At 72.9% G+C, this 20,703-nt stretch carries 24 protein-coding genes; 18 read left to right on the top strand and 6 right to left on the bottom strand.

The genetic code is table 11. From position 1 onward, the window contains the following. The 11 genes from VGI02_RS16530 to VGI02_RS16480 form a co-directional block, all read left to right on the top strand. A partial coding sequence (locus VGI02_RS16530) for a glycosyl hydrolase family 65 domain-containing protein (RefSeq protein WP_331628748.1) occupies positions 1 to 1,650 on the top strand: 1,650 nt, incomplete at its 5' end. Further along, positions 1,647 to 2,396 (top strand): HAD family hydrolase, encoded by a 750-nt coding sequence (locus VGI02_RS16525; RefSeq protein WP_331628746.1) that lies wholly within the window; start codon positions 1,647 to 1,649, stop codon positions 2,394 to 2,396. The genes VGI02_RS16530 and VGI02_RS16525, both read left to right, overlap by 4 nt. Before the next feature lie 7 nt (positions 2,397 to 2,403). Further along, positions 2,404 to 3,402 (top strand): ROK family glucokinase, encoded by a 999-nt coding sequence (locus VGI02_RS16520; protein ID WP_331628744.1) that lies wholly within the window; start codon positions 2,404 to 2,406, stop codon positions 3,400 to 3,402. Beyond that, positions 3,399 to 4,874 carry a sugar porter family MFS transporter gene (locus VGI02_RS16515; protein WP_331628742.1) on the top strand — a complete coding sequence of 492 codons (1,476 nt, stop codon included), beginning with the start codon at positions 3,399 to 3,401 and terminating at the stop codon, positions 4,872 to 4,874. Before VGI02_RS16520 ends, VGI02_RS16515 begins: the two co-directional genes overlap by 4 nt. 122 nt (positions 4,875 to 4,996) lie before the next feature. After that, positions 4,997 to 6,253 carry a glycosyltransferase family 4 protein gene (locus VGI02_RS16510; protein ID WP_331628750.1) on the top strand — a complete coding sequence of 419 codons (1,257 nt, stop codon included), beginning with the start codon at positions 4,997 to 4,999 and terminating at the stop codon, positions 6,251 to 6,253. Beyond that, complete coding sequence (locus VGI02_RS16505; protein WP_331628740.1) at positions 6,250 to 7,299, top strand: NUDIX hydrolase; 1,050 nt, start codon at positions 6,250 to 6,252, stop codon at positions 7,297 to 7,299. The genes VGI02_RS16510 and VGI02_RS16505 overlap by 4 nt, the downstream gene beginning before the upstream one ends. Before the next feature lie 185 nt (positions 7,300 to 7,484). After that, positions 7,485 to 8,387, top strand: coding sequence for a pyridoxal 5'-phosphate synthase lyase subunit PdxS (gene pdxS, locus VGI02_RS16500; RefSeq protein ID WP_331628738.1), 903 nt, complete (start codon positions 7,485 to 7,487; stop codon positions 8,385 to 8,387). A gap of 45 nt (positions 8,388 to 8,432) precedes the next feature. Continuing rightward, the gene (locus VGI02_RS16495; RefSeq protein ID WP_331628736.1) at positions 8,433 to 9,146 is read left to right on the top strand and encodes a hypothetical protein; all 714 of its coding nucleotides are present in this window, start codon (positions 8,433 to 8,435) and stop codon (positions 9,144 to 9,146) included. A gap of 51 nt (positions 9,147 to 9,197) precedes the next feature. After that, entirely contained in the window at positions 9,198 to 9,635 is a 438-nt protein-coding gene (locus VGI02_RS16490; RefSeq protein ID WP_331628734.1) for a DUF805 domain-containing protein, read from the top strand. Between the two features lie 29 nt (positions 9,636 to 9,664). Continuing rightward, on the top strand, positions 9,665 to 10,288 hold the full coding sequence (gene pdxT, locus VGI02_RS16485) for a pyridoxal 5'-phosphate synthase glutaminase subunit PdxT (RefSeq protein WP_331628732.1): 624 nt from the start codon (positions 9,665 to 9,667) through the stop codon (positions 10,286 to 10,288). Between the two features lie 44 nt (positions 10,289 to 10,332). Next, the gene (locus tag VGI02_RS16480; RefSeq protein WP_331628730.1) at positions 10,333 to 10,821 is read left to right on the top strand and encodes a winged helix-turn-helix transcriptional regulator; all 489 of its coding nucleotides are present in this window, start codon (positions 10,333 to 10,335) and stop codon (positions 10,819 to 10,821) included. A 58-nt stretch (positions 10,822 to 10,879) separates the two neighbouring features. Here VGI02_RS16480 and VGI02_RS16475 read toward each other — a convergent pair whose 3' ends face one another. Continuing rightward, entirely contained in the window at positions 10,880 to 11,380 is a 501-nt protein-coding gene (locus VGI02_RS16475) for a PaaI family thioesterase (protein ID WP_331628728.1), read from the bottom strand. A gap of 290 nt (positions 11,381 to 11,670) precedes the next feature. Here VGI02_RS16475 and VGI02_RS16470 point away from each other — a divergent pair, with 290 nt between their 5' ends. The 3 genes from VGI02_RS16470 (at position 11,671) to VGI02_RS16460 (ending at position 13,861) form a co-directional block, all read left to right on the top strand. Beyond that, a complete protein-coding gene (locus tag VGI02_RS16470) occupies positions 11,671 to 12,432 on the top strand; it encodes a YebC/PmpR family DNA-binding transcriptional regulator (protein WP_331628726.1) in 762 nt (253 codons plus the stop codon). Next, entirely contained in the window at positions 12,429 to 12,926 is a 498-nt protein-coding gene (locus tag VGI02_RS16465; RefSeq protein ID WP_331628724.1) for a GNAT family N-acetyltransferase, read from the top strand. The genes VGI02_RS16470 and VGI02_RS16465 overlap by 4 nt, the downstream gene beginning before the upstream one ends. Positions 12,927 to 13,042: 116 nt before the next feature. Next, complete coding sequence (locus tag VGI02_RS16460; RefSeq protein WP_331628722.1) at positions 13,043 to 13,861, top strand: hypothetical protein; 819 nt, start codon at positions 13,043 to 13,045, stop codon at positions 13,859 to 13,861. 5 nt (positions 13,862 to 13,866) lie between these two features. Here the strand turns inward: VGI02_RS16460 and VGI02_RS16455 are convergent, their stop codons facing one another. The 3 genes from VGI02_RS16455 to VGI02_RS16445 all read right to left on the bottom strand — a co-directional run bounded on the left by VGI02_RS16455 (position 13,867) and on the right by VGI02_RS16445 (position 16,023). After that, positions 13,867 to 14,535: a recombinase family protein gene (locus VGI02_RS16455; protein WP_331628719.1), complete on the bottom strand. Its 669-nt coding sequence runs from the start codon at positions 14,533 to 14,535 to the stop codon at positions 13,867 to 13,869. A gap of 645 nt (positions 14,536 to 15,180) precedes the next feature. Then, positions 15,181 to 15,741 carry a GNAT family N-acetyltransferase gene (locus VGI02_RS16450; RefSeq protein WP_331628717.1) on the bottom strand — a complete coding sequence of 187 codons (561 nt, stop codon included), beginning with the start codon at positions 15,739 to 15,741 and terminating at the stop codon, positions 15,181 to 15,183. 42 nt (positions 15,742 to 15,783) lie between these two features. Continuing rightward, positions 15,784 to 16,023, bottom strand: coding sequence for a DUF8847 domain-containing protein (locus VGI02_RS16445; protein ID WP_331628715.1), 240 nt, complete (start codon positions 16,021 to 16,023; stop codon positions 15,784 to 15,786). Positions 16,024 to 16,155: 132 nt separating this feature from the next. On the opposite strand from VGI02_RS16445, the gene VGI02_RS16440 reads away from it, so the two are divergent. After that, positions 16,156 to 16,512, top strand: coding sequence for a hypothetical protein (locus VGI02_RS16440; protein ID WP_331628713.1), 357 nt, complete (start codon positions 16,156 to 16,158; stop codon positions 16,510 to 16,512). A gap of 39 nt (positions 16,513 to 16,551) precedes the next feature. Next, the gene (locus VGI02_RS16435) at positions 16,552 to 16,884 is read left to right on the top strand and encodes a hypothetical protein (protein ID WP_331628711.1); all 333 of its coding nucleotides are present in this window, start codon (positions 16,552 to 16,554) and stop codon (positions 16,882 to 16,884) included. Between the two features lie 66 nt (positions 16,885 to 16,950). On the opposite strand, the gene VGI02_RS16430 is transcribed toward VGI02_RS16435, so the two are convergent. Continuing rightward, positions 16,951 to 18,378 (bottom strand): MFS transporter, encoded by a 1,428-nt coding sequence (locus VGI02_RS16430; protein ID WP_331628709.1) that lies wholly within the window; start codon positions 18,376 to 18,378, stop codon positions 16,951 to 16,953. Positions 18,379 to 18,684: 306 nt separating this feature from the next. Here VGI02_RS16430 and VGI02_RS16425 point away from each other — a divergent pair, with 306 nt between their 5' ends. After that, on the top strand, positions 18,685 to 18,819 hold the full coding sequence (locus VGI02_RS16425; protein ID WP_331628707.1) for a hypothetical protein: 135 nt from the start codon (positions 18,685 to 18,687) through the stop codon (positions 18,817 to 18,819). 84 nt (positions 18,820 to 18,903) lie between these two features. Here VGI02_RS16425 and tenA read toward each other — a convergent pair whose 3' ends face one another. Next, on the bottom strand, positions 18,904 to 19,557 hold the full coding sequence (tenA, locus tag VGI02_RS16420) for a thiaminase II (protein ID WP_331628705.1): 654 nt from the start codon (positions 19,555 to 19,557) through the stop codon (positions 18,904 to 18,906). A 51-nt stretch (positions 19,558 to 19,608) separates the two neighbouring features. On the opposite strand from tenA, the gene VGI02_RS16415 reads away from it, so the two are divergent. Continuing rightward, on the top strand, positions 19,609 to 20,583 hold the full coding sequence (locus tag VGI02_RS16415; RefSeq protein ID WP_331628703.1) for a cobalamin biosynthesis protein: 975 nt from the start codon (positions 19,609 to 19,611) through the stop codon (positions 20,581 to 20,583). Positions 20,584 to 20,703 lie beyond the last annotated feature (120 nt).

The raw sequence follows: 20,703 nt of genomic DNA, 5'->3' as shown, positions 1-20,703 counted from the left end.
GACTTCGCCGAGGCCTACGCCGAGCACGAGTCGGCCTGGACCGAGCTCTGGGACGTCTGCGCGATCGACCTGCCGTCGGAGCCGCGGGTGCAGCTGCTGCTGCGCTTCCACACCGCGCACATCCTGCAGGTCTGCTCGCGGCACACCGCCCGCCACGACGCGGGCGTCCCCGCCCGCGGGCTCAACGGCGAGGCCTACCGCGGGCACGTGTTCTGGGACGAGCTCTACGTCTACCCGTTCCTGGACTTCCGGCTCCCGGAGGTCACCCGGGGCCTGCTGATGTACCGCTACCGCCGGCTCGCGGAGGCCCGCGCCGCGGCCGCCGAGGCGGGCTACGCGGGCGCGATGTTCCCGTGGCAGTCCGGGTCCGACGGCACAGAGGAGACGCAGGTCGTCCACCTCAACCCGCTCTCGGGCACGTGGGACCCCGACCACTCGCACAACCAGCGCCACGTCAACGCGGCGATCTTCTACAACGTCTGGCAGTACTACCAGGCCACCGACGACCTGGAGTTCCTGCGGGACTACGGCGCCGAGCTGATGCTCGAGATCGCCCGGTTCTGGGCCTCGATCGCGCACCGGAACCCGCAGACCGGACGCTACGAGATCCACGGCGTCATGGGGCCCGACGAGTTCCACGAGCGCTACCCCGGCGCCACCGAGGGCGGGCTGCGGAACAACGCCTACACCAACGTCATGGTCGCCTGGATCTGCTCGACGGCGCCCCGCGTGCTCGGCATGCTGCCCACCGCCCGCCGTCGGGCCCTGCGCAGCCGCCTCGGACTGACCGACGCCGAGATCGAGCGCTGGTCCGAGATGACGCGGCTGATGTACGTGCCCACGCACGCGAGTCCCGAGGGATACCGCGTGATCAGCCAGTTCGAGGGCTACGAGAACCTCGAGGAGCTGGACTGGGACGGCTACCGCGCCAAGCACACCAACATCCAGCGCATGGACCGCATCCTCAAGGCCGAGGGCGACGACCCGGACCACTACAAGGTCGCCAAGCAGGCCGACGCGGTGATGCTGTTCTTCCTGTTCTCCGACGACGAGCTGCGCGAGATCCTCGGCCGTCTCGGCTACTCCGACGTCGCGGGCGACCCCGACCTCGCCCGCCGCACCATCGACTACTACGACCACCGCACCTCGCACGGGTCGACCCTGTCGCTGGTCGCGCACGCCGCGGTGCTGGCCGGGATCGACCCGGCCAGCTCCTGGGAGCGGTTCCTCGTCGCCCTGGAGTCCGACGTCGGCGACGTCCAGGGCGGCACCACCAAGGAGGGCATCCACATGGGTGTCATGTCGGGCACGCTCGACCTCCTGCAGCGCGCCTACGTCGGGTGCAGCGTGCGCGACGGGGTGCTGCACTTCGCGCCGCGGCTGACCACCCGCCTCGACGGCCTGCGGTACTCGATGGTCTTCCAGGGCACGACGCTGCAGGTCTCGGTGAACGACGGGCTGCTCGTCGTCGAGGTGGCCACCGAGGGGTTCTCGCACCCGGTGAAGATCGGCATGGGTGGCGAGGTGCGCGAGCTGGGCGCCGGCGACCGGACCTCCGTGGCCCTGGTCGACGACCCCGCCGACATTCCGTCCCCGTCGGCCGAGGACGGGCAGGTCCTGATCGGGCAGAACGGGAGGAGCGAGCAGTGAGTGACGGCTTCAAGGGCGCGATCTTCGACGTCGACGGGGTGCTCGTCGACTCCCCGCACGAGCAGGCGTGGCGGCAGTCGCTGCAGGAGCTGATGGAGGGCCCCTGGTCCGACATCCGCCCGCAGACCACGTGGACCCCCGAGGGGTTCACCTCCGAGGTCTACCACCAGCGGATGTCCGGCAAGCCCCGCAAGGCCGGGGCGACGGCGGCGCTGGAGTACTTCAACATCCCCGACATCGATCGCCGGGTGGTCGAGTACGGCGACCACAAGCAGGAAATGATCATCAAGCTGATCACGGAGGGAAAGTTCTCCGCCTACGACGACGCGGTGCGCTTCGTCATCGCGGTCAAGAACGCGGGCATCCCGATCGCCGCGGCCTCGTCGTCGAAGAACGCGAAGCTCTTCCTCGAGCGCGTCGACCTCGGGAAGTACGGCGGATCGGGGAACCTTCACGAGATCTTCGACGTCGACGTCTCGGGCCGTGACTTCGCCCAGGGCAAGCCGCACCCGGAGATCTTCCTGACGGCGGCCAAGGAACTGGGAGTCGACCCGCACGCCGCGTTCGTCGCCGAGGACGCCACCAACGGCATCCAGGCGGCCCGGGCAGGCGAGTTCGGGGCCCTCGGGGTCTCCCGCGCCGACGACGTCGACGCCCTGAAAGCCGAGGGCGCCGACCTCGTCGTCACCTCGATGGACGACATCGACGTCGTCGCGCTGTCCTCCCACCGGCTCGCGACGAAGTGAGCGGGCCATGACCGAGGGGGACGTACCGGCGGACGCACTGACCGTCGGGGTGGACGTCGGGGGCACCAAGATCGCAGCCGGGGTGGTCGACGGCACGGGCAAGCTGCTCTCGCACACCCGCCGGGAGACCCCGGCGCAGGACACCGCGGGGGTCCTCTCGGGGATCGCCGACGCCGTCCGCGAGCTGGCCGCGACGCACGACATCGCCGCCGTCGGGATCGGCGCCGCGGGCTTCGTCGACGCGGCACGCTCCACGGTGTTGTTCGCGCCGAACCTCGCCTGGCGAGACGAGAACCTGCGCGCGTCGCTGACCGCGCAGCTGAACCTGCCCGTCGTCGTCGAGAACGACGCGAACGCCGCGGCGTGGGCGGAGTCGCGCTTCGGCGCCGGGCGTGACCACGACGACCTCGCCGCGATCACGATCGGCACCGGGGTCGGTGGCGGCCTCGTCGTCGGCGGGCGGCTGCTGCGCGGCGGGTTCGGGGTGGCCTGCGAGATCGGCCACATCACGATGGTCCCCTACGGCCGGCGCTGCGGGTGCGGGCTGCAGGGGTGCTGGGAGCAGTACGGCTCCGGGCGCGCGTTGCTCAGCGAGGCACGCGAGATCGCCCGCCACTCGCCGGCGTTCGCGGCCGGGCTGCTCGCCGACGCCGGCGGGGACCCGGACGCGATCACGGGCGAGATGGTCACCGCCGCCGCCCAGCGCGGCGACGTGGGAGCCCTGCACTGCTTCGACGAGATCGGGCGCTGGATCGGACTCGGACTGGCGCAGCTCGCCGCCGTGCTCGATCCCTCGCTGTTCGTCATCGGCGGCGGCGTCTCCGCGGCGGGGGAGGTGCTGCGCTCCCGCGTCGAGTCGACCTTCCGTGGTCATCTCACCGGGCGCGGGCACCGTCCCGTGGCCGAGGTCCGCCTCGCCGAGCTCGGCTGGGAGGCCGGGATGGTCGGCGCCGCCGACCTGGCTCGCACACATCGCGACACTGCCGTCTCCGGGAGGGCGTCATGAGCACCGATTCACCTGCTGGGTCATCCGATCCGGCCGCGTCCCACGGCGCCTCGGGGACACCACCGACGACCTCGACGAAGGCGATCCTCGTCTCCATCGTGGCCGCGGTCGGGGGGTTCCTGTTCGGGTTCGACTCCAGCGTCATCAACGGCGCCGTCGATGCCCTGAACAGCAACTTCAACCTGACGAACAGCCCGCTGCTGTCCGGCTTCGCGGTCGCCTGCGCGCTGCTCGGCTCGGCGGTCGGCGCGTGGTTCGCCGGCCCGGCGGCCGACCGGTACGGCCGGGTGCGGGTCATGCTCATCGCCGCGGCCCTGTTCGCGATCAGCTCGATCGGGGCGGGCCTCGCGTTCGCCGTCTGGGACCTCATCATCTGGCGCATCCTCGCCGGTGTCGGCATCGGCATCGCCTCGGTGATCGCGCCCGCCTACATCGCCGAGATCGCCCCCGCCCACATCCGCGGCCGGCTCGCCTCGCTGCAGCAGATGGCGATCGTGCTCGGCATCTTCATCGCGCTGCTCTCCGACGCGCTGTTCGCGGGGATCGCGGGCGGCGCCGCCAACGAGCTCTGGTTCGGGCTCGAGGCGTGGCGCTGGATGTTCCTGGTCGGCCTCATCCCGTCGGTCATCTACGCGGTGCTCGCCCTGCGCATCCCGGAGTCGCCACGCTATCTGGTGGCCAAGGGTGAGCTGACGCAGGCGGGAGAGGTCCTGGCGTCGGTCGAGACGTCCCGCTCGCCGGCCTCGGTGAAGACCAAGATCGACGAGATCGCGGAGACCCTCCGCCGGGAGGAGAAGCCGTCGCTGCGCGACCTGCGCGGGCCGCAGCTCGGCCTCAAGCCGATCGTCTGGGTCGGCATCCTGCTGTCGGTCTTCCAGCAGTTCGTCGGTATCAACGTGATCTTCTACTATTCGACGACGCTGTGGCAGGCCGTCGGGTTCTCCGAGTCCGACTCCTTCCTGGCCTCGGTGATCAACGGTTTGATCAACGTGCTGTCGACGATCGTGGCGATCCTCATCGTCGACAAGGTCGGCCGGAGGCCGATGCTCCTCGGTGGGTCGATCGGCATGACGATCACGTTGGGGGTCATGGCGATCGCCTTCTCCCAGGCCCTCCCGGCGGTCACCCAGAGCGGCAAGTCGTCGGTGTCGCTGCCCGGAATCTGGGGTCCGGTCGCCCTCGTCGCGGCGAACCTCTTCGTCGTGTCGTTCGCGATCACGTGGGGCCCGGTGGTCTGGGTGCTGCTCGGTGAGATGTTCCCGAACTACCTGCGCGCCGCCGCCCTGGCCGTCGCGGCCGCCGCGCAGTGGGTCGCGAACTTCCTCATCACGGTGACGTTCCAGTCGCTCGCGAGCGTGGGGCTGACCCTCGCCTACGGGCTCTACACCTTCTTCGCGCTGCTCTCCTTCATCTTCGTCTACAGAGCCGTGAAGGAGACCAAGGGCAAGGAGTTGGAGGAGATGTTCGCGTAGGTGTGCTTCACCCGGCGGTGAGCACCGTCCTTCGCGAACGGCGGAACCCCCTGCGACGGCCCGGCGCCGCGCAGGGGGTCGTCGTCGTGCATGGGACTCTGGTGGCCATGCACGAGAGGCCCCTGCGAGTCGGGATCGTGTGCCCGTACTCGCTCGACGTCGCGGGCGGGGTCCAGGCGCACGTCCTCGATCTGGCGCGCGCGCTCGTCGGCCTCGGCCATCACGTCGACGTGCTCGCCCCGGCGAGCCCCTCCACGCCGGTCCCGGACTTCGTGACGCGGGCCGGCCGCGCGGTCGGCATCCCCTACAACGGCTCGGTCGCCCGCCTGACGTTCGGACCGGTCTCCATGCACCGCGTGCGCCGCTGGTTGCGCGCGGGGGAGTTCGACGTGCTGCATCTGCACGAGCCGACCGCCCCGAGCCTGTCGATGCTGGCGCTCGTCGTCGCCGAAGGACCCGTCGTCGCCACCTTCCACACCTCGACGCCGCGGTCGCGGACGATGGCCGTCTTCGCGTCCTGGCTGCGACCGATGCTCGAGCGGGTCACCGCGCGCATCGCCGTCTCGCCGCTGGCCCGGCAGGTCTACGTCGAGCACCTCGGCGGCGACGCGGTCGAGATCCCCAACGGGGTCGACGTCCCGGCGATCGCCGCCGCGGCGGCCGACCCCCTGCCCCGTCCTCCCGGGAGCACCACCGTCGGCTTCCTCGGGCGCTTCGACGAGCCGCGCAAGGGGATGGCCACCCTGCTCGGGGCGCTCGCGCCGCTGGCGGCGTCGCGGCCCGGGCTGCGGCTGCTCGTCGTCGGGCGCGGCGACGTCGTGGACCTGCGCCGGCACCTCCCCGCCGCGCTGGCCGACCGTGTGGACGTCCTCGGCGCCGTCGACGACACCACCAAGGCCCGTGCCCTGGGCGCGATGGACCTGCTCGCGACCCCGAACACCGGCGGCGAGAGCTTCGGCATCGTCGTCGCCGAGGGGATGGCGGCGGGCACCCCGGTGGTCGCGAGCGACATCGAGGCGTTCCGTCGCGTCCTCACCGACCCGGACTCCGGCAGCGTCGCCGGGCAACTGCTGCCGCCGGACGACACCGGCGCGTGGCAGCAGGGGATCGCCGATCTGCTCGCCGACCCCGCACGTCGAGCGGGGCTCGCGCGCGCCGGGCGGTCCCGGGTGGCCGCGTTCGACTGGTCCACGGTCGCCGCGGCGGTGCTGCGCGTCTACGAGGTGGCGGTCGCGGCGGATCCGCGGCAGGTGGTCCCCCGTGAGGACGACACCATGGGCCTCGACGGGCGGCTCGGCTCGCCCGGGAGCCGTGTCGGCGCGGACACCTCCTCGCGGGCGGCGGACGGGATCCCCGGGCGCCTACCGTCGTCGTCGTGAACCTGTTCGGCGCTGGCGGCTGGCTCGTGGTCCTCGTCGTCGCGCTCGTCGTGACGGTGCTCGTCGTGCTCGCCGTCGTGATGATCGCGCGGGCCCGGCGCCTGGACCGCCTCCATGTGCGGGTCGACGCCGCGTACCACGGGCTGGTCACCGCGCTGGACCGGCGCGCGGCCGTGGTGCGGGCGGTCGCGGCCAGCGCGCCGCCGTCGGCGCTGACGCCCACGGACCGCCGGGCGCTGCGGGGCGCCGCGCGGGCGGTCGAGGGCGCCCGGGGCGCCGAGGCCCGGGAGGCAGCCGAGAACGACCTCGTCGTGCGCCGCGCCCCGCTCGAGGACGCGCTGCTCCCGCCGGACCTCTCGGCCGAGCTCGCCGACGCGGACGCGCGCGTGGTGGTCGCCCGCCGGGTGCACAACGACGCCGTCCGGGACACCCGCGCGCTGCGCGGCAGGCGGATGGTGCGGGTGCTGCGCCTGGCCGGCACCGCGCCCTGGCCGCGCTACTTCGAGATCGCCGAGGCGGGGGAGGGGACCGGCGAGGGCGACGGCGGTGCGGACCTCCCCGTGGCGCGCGACGCGGCGCGGGTCGTGGTGCTCGACCCCGACGACCGGGTGCTGCTCTTCGAGGGCGTCGACCCCGCCCGCCCCGGCGAGGCGTTCTGGTTCACCCCCGGCGGCGGGGTGGAGCCGGACGAGGACCCGGCCGAGGCCGCGCGCCGCGAACTGGCCGAGGAGACCGGGATGGTGGCCGGGAAGCCCGCGATCGGCGAGCTCGACGGCCCGCTCTGGGTGCGCGACGTGATCTTCGACCACGACGGCGTCACCTACGCCGCCCGCGAGGTGTTCTTCCTCCTGCGGGTGGACCCGGTGCCGACGGTGGACGTCTCGGGGTTCACCGAGCAGGAGCGGCGCACGGTGCACCGGCACCGCTGGTGGACCCGCACGGAGCTGGCGGCCACGATCGACGTCGTCTACCCGCGCCAGCTCGCCGATCTGCTCGGCGACCCCGGTTCGCTGGCCCCTCCGTCCCCGCCGGTGCCCATCCAGTGAGAGGGCTCGACCCGCCCGTTCCCGGTCAGCGATGCGGCATCGCTGACGTCGGGTGTCCGCAACACCACATTCTCGGCGCGGATCGGGGCAGGCGTGACGTGGGCCGCGTCGCCGGCGCCTGACGGTGTCCGGGGGCGCGTCTAGCATCGGGGTGTCCGACCACCGTTGCTGATGGAGGCACTGCCGTGACCCGCCCCGATCCGACCACCTCGTCCGACGCGCGGGGGGTCAAGCGCGGCCTCGCCGACATGCTCAAGGGCGGCGTGATCATGGATGTGGTCACCCCGGAGCAGGCGCACATCGCCGAGGACGCGGGCGCCGTCGCCGTCATGGCGCTCGAGCGCGTGCCCGCGGATATCCGCGCCGACGGCGGGGTCGCCCGCATGTCCGACCCCGACATGATCACGGGCATCGTCGACGCGGTGTCGATCCCGGTGATGGCCAAGGCCCGGATCGGCCACTTCGTCGAGGCGCAGGTGCTGCAGTCGCTCGGCGTGGACTACGTCGACGAGTCCGAGGTGCTCACCCCCGCGGACGAGGCGCACCACATCGACAAGTGGGCGTTCACCGTGCCCTTCGTCTGCGGTGCGACGAACCTCGGCGAGGCCCTGCGCCGCATCGGCGAGGGCGCCGCCATGATCCGCTCGAAGGGCGAGGCGGGCACCGGGAACGTCGTCGAGGCCACCCGGCACATGCGGGCCATCCGCGCCGACGTCCGCAGGCTCTCGCGCATGGACACCCAGGAGATCTACGCCGCGGCCAAGGACCTGCAGGCGCCGCTGCCGATCGTCACCGAGATCGCCGAGTCCGGGCGGCTGCCCGTCGTGCTGTTCACCGCCGGAGGCATCGCGACCCCGGCGGACGCGGCGATGATGATGCAGCTCGGCGCCGAGGGTGTCTTCGTCGGTTCCGGCATCTTCAAGTCGGGCGACCCGGCGCGCCGGGCCGAGGCGATCGTCAAGGCCACGACCTTCCACGACGACCCCGACGTCATCGCCAAGGTCTCCGCGGGGCTCGGCGAGGCCATGGTGGGGCGGACGACGTCCGATATGCCCGACTCTGAGAAGCTGGCCACCCGCGGCTGGTGACGGGCCGCCGATCCGGGTGACGACCGGGGTGGGAGGATCGCCACGATGACCGGCGAGACGAACGAGGGCGCCCGTCGCGTCCGCGTGGTCCCGCGGCAGGGACCGGCGAACGCGCAGGCCGGTCCGCCCCCGGTCGCCCCGCCTCCGGGCGCCCCGCCCGCGGTCGCCCCGCGTCCGGTCGCCCCGCCTCCGGTCCCGCCGCCGATCGACGCGGAGACCGAGGTCCTGCCGCGCGTCGACCCCGGCCGGCCCGGACGGACCGCGCCGCCCGGACCTCCTCCTCCCCCTCCCGGAGCGCCGGCCCCGCGGAGCGCACCCGGGAGCGCGGCTCCCGTGGGCGCGGCTCCCGTGGGCGGCGCCGACGACCCCGGACCGTCCGAGGGCACCGAGCGTCGCAACGGCATGGGGACCCCGGCCCTGGTGCTGGGCCTGCTCGCGGCGGGCACCTGCTGGACCGGGTGGGCAGGTGTCGTCCTGGGCCTGTTCGGCGTGGCCGCCGGTTACCTCGGGGCCCGGCGCGCGTGGAACGGCCTCGCGACCGACGGCGCCTCGTCGCTCGGCGGCCTCGCGCTCGGCGCGATCGGGCTGGTCGTCGGCGTGATCGTGGTCTGGCCGACCCTGTTCGGCACCGGCAACTTCGGGGACGGCCTGACGCTCGACCAGTGCCTCCAGCAGGCCAACGGCGCCTTCGAGATGCACATGTGCAAGTCGCAGCACATCACCGAGTTCAACCAGCGCTTCCCGAACGCCGCCAGCTGACGTCGCGGCCGTGCGCGGCGCACCGCCATGGCCGTGGCACCATCGTCGCCCATGACGACACCCCGCCCCGCTGGTCCCGCGGAGCCCGCAGCCGGTGGATCCACGAAGGGGAAGGGGCTCGAGGGGTGGGGCACCCCGGCCCTGGTGCTCGGGGTCGTCGCGGCGGGGACCGCCTGGTTCCTCGGCTGGGTCGGGATCGTGGCCGGTCTCGCCGCGGTGGTGGTCGGCTTCATCGGCGCGCGGAAGGCGTTCCACGACCCGGACCGCTCCGGCGGTGCCGCACTGGCCGGGCTCGTCCTGGGGCTGATCGGCCTGGTGTGGGGTCTCGCGGTCGTCGTCCCGGCGATGCTCGGGATCGGTACCTTCGGTGAGGGGATGACCCTCGACCAGTGCATGGGGCAGGCGAACGGCCAGCAGGAGCAGCGGATGTGCGCCACGCAGCACCTCGACGAGTACCACGCCCGGTTCCCGGACCGGAACAACAGCTGAGCCGGGCCGCGCCCGGGGACGGAGGAACCATGACCGCCGCCGGGCCGCCGGTGGGCGTCCTCGCCCTCCAGGGCAACGTCTCCGAGCACCTCGACGCGCTGCGCGCCTGCGGGGCCGACCCGCGACCGATCCGCCGGCCCGCCGAGCTGGAGCAGGTCGCCGGGCTCGTGCTCCCGGGAGGCGAGTCGACGACGCTGTCCAAGCTGCTCGTCGCGTTCGATCTCCTCGATCCGCTGCGCGAGCGGCTCGCGGGCGGGATGCCCGCCTTCGGCTCGTGCGCCGGGATGATCCTGCTCGCCCGCGAGGCGATCGACGCCCGCCCCGACCAGCACCAGCTCGGGGCGCTCGACATCGTGGTCCGGCGCAACGCCTTCGGCCGCCAGGTGCAGTCCTTCGAGTCCGACCTGTCCGTCACCGGGATCGGCGGCGGCCCGGTGCGCGCGGTGTTCATCCGGGCGCCGTGGGTCGAGTCGGTCGGGCGCGGCGTCGACGTCCTCGCGCGGGTCCCGTCGAGCGTCGGCGGGCCGGCGTCCGGGAAGATCGTCGCGGTGCGGCAGGGGCCGGTGATGGCCACGGCCTTCCACCCCGAGCAGACCGGGGACGCCCGCCTGCACGACCTGTTCCTGCGCCGGGTCCGGGAGTACGCCGCCTGACGACGGGCTGGGTAGCCCTCGACCACCCAGGTAGCGTGGGCGCGGTGAGTACCGAGACCCCGGCGTGGCGTGACCTGGACTCGGGCGCCTGCTCGATCGCGCGCACCATGACCGTGCTCGGCGAGCCGTGGACGGTGCTCGTCCTCCGCGACCTGCTCAACGGTCTCGGACGGTTCGACGAGCTGGTCACCCACCTCGGGATCGCGCGCAACATCCTCACCCGGCGCCTGACCACGCTCGTCGACGCCGGCCTCGTCGAGACCCGCGAGTACCGCGAGCCCGGGCGGCGGGCGCGCCGGGAGTACCGGCCCACCGCGGCGGGGCGGGACCTGCGCCCGGTCCTGCTGGCCCTCATGGCCTTCGGCGACCGCCACCACGCAGGTCCGGAGGGCCCGCCCGCCGTCGTGGCGCACGACTGCGGGGCGCCGGTGGTGCTGCAGGAGGTCTGCGCCGAGGGCCACGTGCTCGGTCCCGCCGACCGCGTGCGGACGGTGCCCGGTCCGGGCTCCCGACGCCGACCCGACGCCGGGTAGGACGACGGGCCACGGCGCCGCTCGGGGGATCCGGCCGGCGACTGCGCTCGGGGACCCCTCAGGGGCGCAGGATCAGGCAGCTCGACGTCGCCTCGCCGAGCAGCCGGCCGGCGGCGTCGGTGATCGAGGCCCGCGCGAGGGCGGTGCGCCGCCCGGACGAGACGATGATGCCCTCGCAGCGCACGAGCCCGGTGTCGGTCGACATCGGCCGCAGGAAGCGCACGGACAGGTCGAGGCTCGTGTATCCGACGCCCGCGGGCAGCGTCGACTGCACCGCGCACCCGCAGGCTGAGTCGAGCAGCGTCGCGAAGACGCCGCCGTGGACCGACCCGATGGGGTTGTAGTGGTACTCGGCGGGCTCGAGGACGAACACGACGCGGCCCTCGTCGGCGGACTCCACGCCCGCGCCGATCGTCGCCATGATCGGCGGCGGGGGCAGCTCGCCGTCCACCATGGCCCGCAGGAACTCCAGCCCGGTGCGCTGCGGGACCTGCGCGGCGAGGGCGCGCGGGTCCTCCCAGCGGTACGACCGTTCGCGGACGACGACGTCGGTGCTCACGCGGGGCCTCCTGGGTTGCAGATCAGAACTCAGACGTTAGGGCGTGACACCGGGTGGGGGCAACGGTGGCCCCGTCACACCTGTCCGACATGCCGTCCCACCGGTGGGGATGTCGTCACCTAGACTGGATCGTCGAGGCAGGAGTGCGCGACGACGTCGGACGATGGGTCCGGAGTCGGGTCGCGCCCCGTGCCGTCGTCGGGACGCCCGCCGCACCGAAGCCCCCGGGTCGGCGTGCGGTGTGCGCCGGCGCTGCACGGCACGCGCGCGAGACGAAGGGCGGAAGATCCATGAGCGGCCACTCCAAGTGGGCGACGACGAAGCACAAGAAAGCCGCCATCGACGCCAAGCGCGGCAAGATCTTCGCGAAGCTGGTCAAGAACATCGAGGTCGCGGCGCGGACCGGCGGCGGCGACCCGGCGGCCAACCCGACGCTCTTCGACGCCATCCAGAAGGCGAAGAAGACCTCGGTCCCGAACGACAACATCGATCGCGCCCTGAAGCGCGGGTCCGGGGCCGAGGCCGGCGGGGCCGACTACCAGGCCATCACCTACGAGGGCTACGCGCCCGGCGGGGTGGCGGTGCTCATCGAGTGCCTCACCGACAACAAGAACCGTGCCGCCGGTGAGGTCCGCACGGCCATGAACCGCAACGGCGGCGCCATGGCGGACCCGGGCTCGGTGTCCTACCTGTTCAACCGCAAGGGCGTCATCCTCGTCCCCAAGGAGCAGTCCCGGGGCGACCTGGCCGAGGACGACCTGCTGCTCGCCGTCCTCGAGGCCGGCGCCGAGGAGGTCAACGACTACGGCGAGAGCTTCGAGGTGCAGTGCGAGCCCACGGATCTCGTGGAGGTGCGCACCGCCCTGCAGAACGCCGACATCGACTACGACTCGGCGGAGGCGTCGTTCGTGCCGTCGATGAACGTCGAGGTCGACGTCGACGGCGCCCGCAAGGTGCTGCGGATCATCGACGCCCTCGAGGACTCCGACGACGTCCAGAACGTCTACTCGAACTTCGACGCCTCCGACGAGGTCATGGCCGAGGTCGGGTGACCCTTCCCGGCGGCGCACTCGCCGGGCTCGTCGTCGGGCCGCTACGACCCGAGCACGCCGGCGAGGCACTCACCGTCCAGTACGCGGCGTACCTGTCCGAGGGTCGCCGGAACGGGACGACCGACATCCCGCCGCTGGTCGAGACCCGGGACGAGCTCGCCGCCGATCTGCACCGTCGCGACGTCGCGGGCTTCGGAGCCTGGGTGGGCCCGCGGCTGGTCGGGTCGGTCCGGCTGCGCGGGGTCGGCGGCGAGGGCCCGGTGGCCTTCGTCCGGTACTCCGTCGCCCCCGACGTGCAGGGTCAAGGGATCGGCGCCGTCCTCATCGACGCGGCCCACGCGGCCCTGCCCGGCGGGACGAGGTCCTGGCTGGTCACCGGGGTGGACAGCGCCGAGAACCTCGCGCTCTACGCCCGGCGCGGCTACGTGGAGTCCGGTCGCGAGCTCGATTCCGCGGGCGTCGCGGTGGTCCGGATGGAGCGCACCGCGCCCTGATCGGGCGTTCGTTCGGCGCGCCTCCGTGCCCGGGACCGTCACCGTGGGCAGGTCCGGCCGTTGCCCCTGGTGTGGCCGCGTCTGAACGGGGCGTGAACGGCAGGCGGGAGCGATGGATGGCGACGACGGGCCCCGGGCGTCCGGACGCCGTCCCCTGGTACTGCGTGCACGAGTCCCCGCGGGCCGCGGCCTCGACGATGATCGCGGCGGGGCTGGTCGCCACGGCCTCGCTCATGGCCATGGTCGGCCTCCTGGTGGTCGGTGACGAGGTGTCGGCTCTCGTGGCCGCGATGGTGCTGCTCGTGGCGGGGGCCAACACCTGGTCGGCCCGCCGCAGCCGGAGCTGGCTGCGGGACGCCGCGCCTTCGTCCGCCCCGACGGCTCCTGCGCAGCACCGGTCGCGGCCGTCGCCGTCGCCGACCCGGGCGCCCGGTCCGGCTGCCGCCGCCGAGGCGCCCGCCGTCGCGTCGGTGCCCGCAGTCGCTCCGGTGCCCGCCGTCGCGCCTGTGGCCGCCGTGGCGTCGGTGCCCGCCTTCGCGCCTGCGGCCGCCGCTCCGGCGCCCCGGCCGTCGCCGGGCCCGCGGCCCGCCGCGCCGGTGTCTCCCGCTGTCGGTCCCGAAGCGGCGCCGGCACCGGCGTCCGTACCGGCGTCCGCCGTGGCCTCCGAGGCGGCCGACACGGTCATCCTCGTGCCGGTGCGCCGGCCCGCGCCCGACCCGACGCCCGCCCTCGGCGACGGGGGAGCGGTGACCGAGGAGGTCGCCGACCGGGGCGAGGACCGGGCGGCCCCGAGGGCCCCCCACCTGGCCGAGCCCGCGACGGCCGACGAGGTGGCGTCACGTCCGGGACACGGCACCGGCGCCCGGGCCCGTCGTCGGACCGCCCCGGTGCGGCCGACGAGCCGCCGCGTGGCGGGGTCGCGCCGACCCTCCTGACGGCCTCAGGCCTCCCGGGCGTCCGGCGGCGGTGAGGCGATCTGCCGTCCGCCGAGCTCGGGGACGTGCTTGTACAGGGTGGATCGGCTGACACCGAGCATCCGGGCGATGGAGGCGACCGAGTTCTCCGGCCGGGCGAGCATCGTCCGGGCCTGCCGGACCTGGTCTGGGGTCAGTGCCGGAGGCCGCCCCAGCCGCTGTCCGCGGGCGCGGGCCGCGGCCAGACCGTCGCGCGTGCCCTCCACCAGCAGCTCGCGCAGGAAGTCGTTCAGCGCGGCGAAGACGTCGAACACCAGCACGCCACCCGGCGTCGTGGTGTCCAGGCCGTCCTGGAGGGCGCGGATGCCGACTCCGCGGGACCGCAGGTCGTTCACCAGCGTCACGAGCTGCGGGAGCGACCGGCCGAGCCGGTCGAGGCGCACGACGACGAGCGTGTCCCCCGGCTCGAGGGAGGCCAGACAGGCGTCGAGCTGGGGCCGGGCGGCGCCGCCCCGACCCGACGAGGTGTCGAGGTAGACGCGGGTGCAGCCGGCGTCGAGGAGGGCGGCCCGCTGGTCCTCGGGACCCCCCACCTCGGCGGGGGAGGAGCCGGAGCCACGCCCATACCCGATCGCGGAACCCGACGGCACCTCCGGCTCCGCCGCGAGCAGATCGCGATCCTGGGTACGGTTCATCCTCGAAATAATAGGAGAATACCGACCGGTATGTCATTCCCCCCGGAATCAGAGCGGCGGCAACGATTCGAGTGGGTTGTCGTCGCGTTTTTTCGTCGCAGTATGAACCTGTCGATCACTACTTGCCCCCCGAGTTCTCTCGCTGAGTGATCGAACCCCGGGATCGGACTTCTGGCGGCGTGCCGTTGTCTTGAGATCCGAGAATCGCCCGATTGGTCCAACGGCGCGGCCGTTTCCGTCACAGAGCCGCCCGGTGATCGGCCTGACCGACTGGGTCGGCCCAGTGTTCGTGCAGGTCGCGACCACGCGGCCACGCGGCGTCGCCGATGACAGGCGGCGAGGCCGCGGGTGCCGTGGCGGCCCCGGCCCGGCCGGGTCCCGACAGGCTCCGGGGAGGTGAATCCGGCGCCCGGGGGGAGAGAGGGTGTCGGGGTGCGGTCGGGGACGTGCCCGGATCGGCATTCCCTCGATGGGGGACGGGGGCGCAGAACTTCAGACGCGAGTATCGAATATATCGTGTCGACGAGCACAATGACGGGCTGACGACATGGTGCCCCGAACGGTTGTGCGCACCCTTGTGGAGCACACTCGTCCGGCTCGGAATAGTTCGCCCGGCTCACGGAATTTCTCGCCGAGGCCGGTGAATCATGAACCCGGGCGGAGGTCTTTCTGCATGAGCACGGTGTCCACCCATTGACCGCGCTTGTAGCCGACCGCGGGCATGCGTCCGACGATCTCGAAGCCGAGGCGGCGGTGCAGCACGATCGACGGGGTGTCGTGACGGGTGTCGGGCAACGTGGCGATGACCGCCACGACCTGGCGCATCTCGGTGTGGGTGAGCTCCTCGACCAGGGTCGTGAGCAGCCGGCCGCCGAGGCCCTGCCCGGTCGCCTCCGGGGCGATGTACACCGAGTCCTCGACGGTGTACCGGTACGCGGCGTGCGGGCGGAACTCCGCGCACGCGGCGAAGCCGGCGACGCGCAGGCCGCCGGGCGGGGCGCTGGAGTGGCCCTCGGGGAGGTCGGCGACGAGGAACGGGAGCTTGCGGTCCCGCGCGCCCGCGATCCGCTCCGCCCAGGTCGACGCGGACGGCGGCTCCTCGACGAACGTCGCGATGGAGGCCAGGACGTAGCCCGCGAAGACGTCGGCGATCCGCTCGGCGTCCCCGTGCTCGGCCGGGCGCACCGAGATCCCGGAGTCGGTCATGTCGGCATCATCCCGCGCGGCCCGGCCCGGCCGCCACGGGCCTTATTCGATGCGGACGAGCTGGAACTCCCACTCGTCGGCGTCGTTGAGGGCGGTCCGCTCGTACACGGCGTGGCTCTGCCCGCCGACCATCCGCGACATCGTCTGCTGCACACCCCGCTCGGTCGGGGGGAGCGGGATGCGCTGGACCAGTGGGGGCTCGCCGGGGGCGTCGTCCGGGACCGAGATCGACCCCTCTCCCTGCAACGGACCGTTCACGTAGCGGACGACGAACTCCCTCACTGCACCCTCCCGAGTGATCGTTGCCGCTCAGCGTACGGCCGCGCTCCGCAGTCGTCACGGACCTCAAGACGACCCGAACAGACTAACGCCGTCCCCGGAGGCGGCACCTAGCGTGGTGAGGTGCGTTCCGCGGTGTTACTCCTGACCGGTTTCGGGATGGTCGCCGCCGGTGCGGCGATCGCCTTCGGGGTCGACGGCGGCGTGATCCCGGGAGTGGCGCTCGTCGTGCTCGGTCTGCTGATCAAGGGCGCGGGCTTCCTGCTGGGCGACTCGTCCTCGGCGACGCGCGCCGGGCGCGGGCCGCAGACCCTCGGCGGACGCAGCGTCGAGCGGCCCCGGGCGGGCATCCCGGTGGGTCGCGCCGCCATCCGTCGCCGCATCCCGGCGCGGGCGTCGGCAGCCGTCGTCCGGCCGCTGTCGGACCCTCGACGCCGCGATGCCGAGCCGGCGCCGACGGCCCAGGAGCGCCGCCATCGCCGGGCGTCCTGACGCCCGCCCGCAGCCGAACCTCGTGACGGGGTCGCGCCCGTGACGTCCTGGGAGTACGCGACCCTGGAGATCTCCGCGGTCCAGCTGTCCACGGGCAACCTCGACCCCGCCGCGAGCAGCCACGACACGGCGGAGTGGCAGGCCTACGCGATCGGCCCGAAGGACGAGCTGCTCTTCGAGGAGTACCGGCCCTACAGCGTGCCCTGGGCTCGGCTGTTCGCCGAGCACCTCAACCGCCTCGGACGTGACGGCTGGGAGCTCGTGCAGTTCGGCGGGCCGCACCACGCGCTGTACCCCACCGGCTACGTGCACTCCTCGGGCACGTACACGACGGTGGTCGAGAGCCGGTTCGTCCTGCGCCGCCCGGCCTGATCCCCGGACACACGACGGAGCCCGCCCCGCCGGCCGGCGGGACGGGCTCCGGGTGGGTCGTGCGCGTCAGCCGCGGGCGTCAGCGCCCGTGCGGACCAGCTCGCGGGCCTCCTCCGGCGTGGAGACGGCCGGGTTCGACCCGGGCAGCGGCTTGCCCGCCGGGTCCTTGAGCTTGACCAGGACGGCCAGGCCGACAAGACCACCGAAGATCAGGTACACCGCAGGCCAGTAGGCCCACCCGGTGGTCGGGACGAGCGCCGTCATGATCAACGAGGTCGTCCCGGCGAAGGCCGACACGAAGATGTTGAACGAGATCGACAGACCGCCGTAGCGAATCTCCGTGGGGAACAGCGCAGGCAGGGTCGACGGCGAGGTCGCGGAGAACAGGATCAGCAGGATCGCCATCACCGCGAGCCCGACGGCCACCAGCGGCACCGACCCGAGCGTGAGCACGTAGATCATCGGGAAGGCGAGCACGACGAGCCCGATCGCCCCGGTCATCATCAGCGGCTTGCGCCCGACCTTGTCGGACACGTTGCCGAGGAGCGGGATGACGAGCACCGCCACCCAGAGGATGACGATCTGCAGGACCTCGGAGGTCGTGGTGTCGATCGCCTTCCCGCCGGTGTCGGTGACGTTCTTCTCCAGGAACGTCGGCATGTAGCTGGTGAGCATGTAGTTCGTGATGTTCCAGGCGACGACGATCCCACCGGCGGTGAGCATGGCCGGCCAGTAGTTCACGAACATCATCTTGATGGCCTGCTTGACCTCGGTGCCCTCGCGGCTCTCGGACTCGTCGAGCAGGGTCTGGAAGGCCGGGGTCTCCTCCAGCTTGACGCGCAGGTAGACCCCGACGATGCCCAGCGGCAGCGCGATGAAGAACGGGATGCGCCAGGCCCAGGTGGAGGCGAATTCGGGCGACGAGATCAGCGGGATGACGGTGGCGACGGTGGCGCCGAGCGCGTACCCGATGAACGTGCCGCACTCGAGGAAGCTGCCGAAGAACCCACGGCGTTTGTCGGGCGAGTACTCGGCGATGAACGTCATCGCTCCGGCGTACTCACCGCCGGTCGAGAAGCCCTGGATCACGCGGCAGAGGACCAGCAGGATCGGGGCCCAGATGCCGATGGCGGAATAGGGCGGGATGAACCCGAGCAGGAAAGTCCCGATGGCCATCATGATGACGGTGATCGAGAGGACCTTGGTGCGCCCGATGCGGTCGCCCAGCGGGCCGAAGAACAGCCCGCCCAGGGGCCGGACCAGGAACGAGACCGCGAAGCCCGCGAACACCCCGATCTGGGCGAGTGTCTGGTTGTCCGGGGGGAAGAAGTTCTCCTCGATCGTCGTCGCCAGGTAGGCGTACACCCCGAAGTCGAACCATTCGGTGATGTTCCCGACCGCGGCGGCTCCGACCGCCCGCTTCATCGTGGGCGTATCGGTCACCGTGATGTTCGGCGGTGTTCCACCTGTGTCGAGGTCCGTCGTTCCTGTCACGTCTCTTCCTTCCGCCCTACGGCCCCCGCGCACCCTGCGAGTCCGTTATCGGTGAAATGTCCGATTCGTATCGTTCGTTCGGGAAACCGTACTGCTCCAATACCCGCCGTGCGCGTCGGACACCTGAGGGTGACATGGAACACCGGAAATCACCGGGCGAGGTCTGGAACATCCCCCGAGATCGACGCGTCTTACGGGATGGATGCAGCCAGCATCCACTCGATACGCAAGCGTCGGACTCCGACCGGGTCAGCAGGACCCGCCCACCGGATGCGACGCGTGCACGCGGTGAGGAGGAGCCACCAGATGGCGGCAGTGTTCGTGGCCATGGTTGTCGTTGCGGGAGCGGGAGTGGGTGTGGCGTCCAGCCTCGCCGCGTACGCGCAGCGCAACTGGAAGGACGCCCGGCCGCAGGCCGAGGCGGGTCTCGCCCAGGCCTGAGGTTCCAGACAGCTCACGACGGCGGGTCCACCCCACGGGGTGGGCCCGCCGTCGTCGTTCGCGGTCCGGAGTCGAGGGTCCGTCTCAGACGGGCCAGCACTCCCGGCGCCATGCCGCGTCCCAGAACATCCACTCGTAGCGCGACGTCGTCCGGTAGTGCCCGACGACCCGGCTCCGCTCGGCCGGGGCGAGGTCCACGGCGACGCGGTCCATGACGCCCACCGCCGCGTCGACCACCGCCTGGAACTCGTCGCCGCCGTACATTGCGATCCATCGGGCGTAGAGCGGGTCCGGGGACGACTCCGCGAGCAGCGCCTCGCCCACTCGCGCGTAGATCCAGTAGCAGGGCAGCACCGCCCCGAGCCCCTCGGCGAACGAGCCGCCGTGGCAGGTGGCGAGCAGGTAGCTGGTGTACGCGAGCGTGGTGGGCGCAGCCGGGGTCGCCGCTCGGTCCGCGTCGAGGGCGTCCGAGAGAGCGGCGTGCATCTCCTGCTCCGCCGCGATCGCGCCCGCGGCGTGCTGCGCGAACAGTGTGGTGTCGTCCTCGGTGGGGGCCCGTGCGGCGAGCACGGCCAGTGCCCGCGCGTAGCCACGCAGGTAGTGGCTGTCCTGCACCACGAACTGTCCGAACGCGGCGTGCGGCAAGGTCCCGTCGGTCAGCCCCGTGAGGAAGGGATGGGCGCGGATCGCGGCGTAGACGTCGGCCGCGGACTCCCAGAGCTCGTCGCTGAAGGCCACGCCCGCAGCGTGTCACGGCGGCCCTCCGGTCGCTGCTGCGATGATCACACGATGCGAGGACGGGCCACGGGACTGCTGCTCGGCGTCGCCGCGGACGCCGTGCTGGGAGACCCGCGCCGCGGCCACCCGGTTGCTCTGTTCGGAGCGGGGGCGGCGCGTCTCGAGCAGGCGTGGTGGGCGGACTCGCGCCCGCGGGGCGCCGCGTACGCCGGGGTGCTCGTGGGCGGCGTCGTGCTCGGCGGGGCGGTGCTGGAGCGGGCTGCCGGGCGGTCGCCTGCCGCGACCACCGCGGTGACCGCGCTCGCGACGTGGGCGGTCCTCGGCGGTCGCTCGCTGGCGGGGGAGGGCTCGTCCCTGGCGGGTGAGCTCGCGGCGCGGGACCTCGGTGCGGCCCGACGACGGCTGCCCTCGCTCTGCGGGCGCGACCCCTCCTCGCTCGACGCCGACGGTCTCGCCCGGGCGGCGCTCGAATCGGTCGCGGAGAACACGTCGGACGCCGTGGTGGCCCCGCTGGTGTGGGGCGCCGTCGCGGGGGTTCCCGGCCTGCTCGGGTACCGCGCGGTGAACACCCTGGACGCGATGGTCGGGCACCTCTCCGCCCGCCACGCCCGCTTCGGGTGGGCGAGCGCGCGGGTGGACGACGTCGTCAACGGGGTGCCCGCCCGCCTCGCTGCCCTGCTCGCCGCGGGGACGGCGCCGCTGGTCGGTGGGCGGCCGCGCGGGGCGCTGGGGGCGTGGCGGCGCGATGCGGCCCGCCACCCGAGCCCCAACGCCGGCCCGGTCGAGGCGGCCTTCGCGGGTGCGCTGGGACGCAGGCTCGGCGGACGCACCGAGTACCCCTACGGCGTGCAGGAGCGCCCGCCGCTCGGCAGCGGCCCCCCGCCCCGTGTCCCGGACCTGCGCCGTGCGGTGCGGCTCTCCCGCGCGGTGACGGTGGGGGCGGCGCTGCTCGCTGGAGTGGTGGCCGTGTCGGTGGACCGGGTCGAGCGGCGCACGCGTGGCGGGCGGCCCGTTCGCGGCAAGTGAGCGGTCGCGTGGTGGCGGGGGTGGTGCCGCTCGTGCTCCGAGTGCCTGGGGTTCGACTCGAGGCGGACTCGGGCATCGCTCCCGCTAGGCAGTTGATCATGCCGAGCGCGGCGCCCAGGG

This window comes from Actinomycetospora sp. (assembly GCF_036497245.1).
Classification (GTDB): domain Bacteria; phylum Actinomycetota; class Actinomycetes; order Mycobacteriales; family Pseudonocardiaceae; genus Actinomycetospora.
This window is presented reverse-complemented; position numbering and strand designations above follow the sequence as displayed.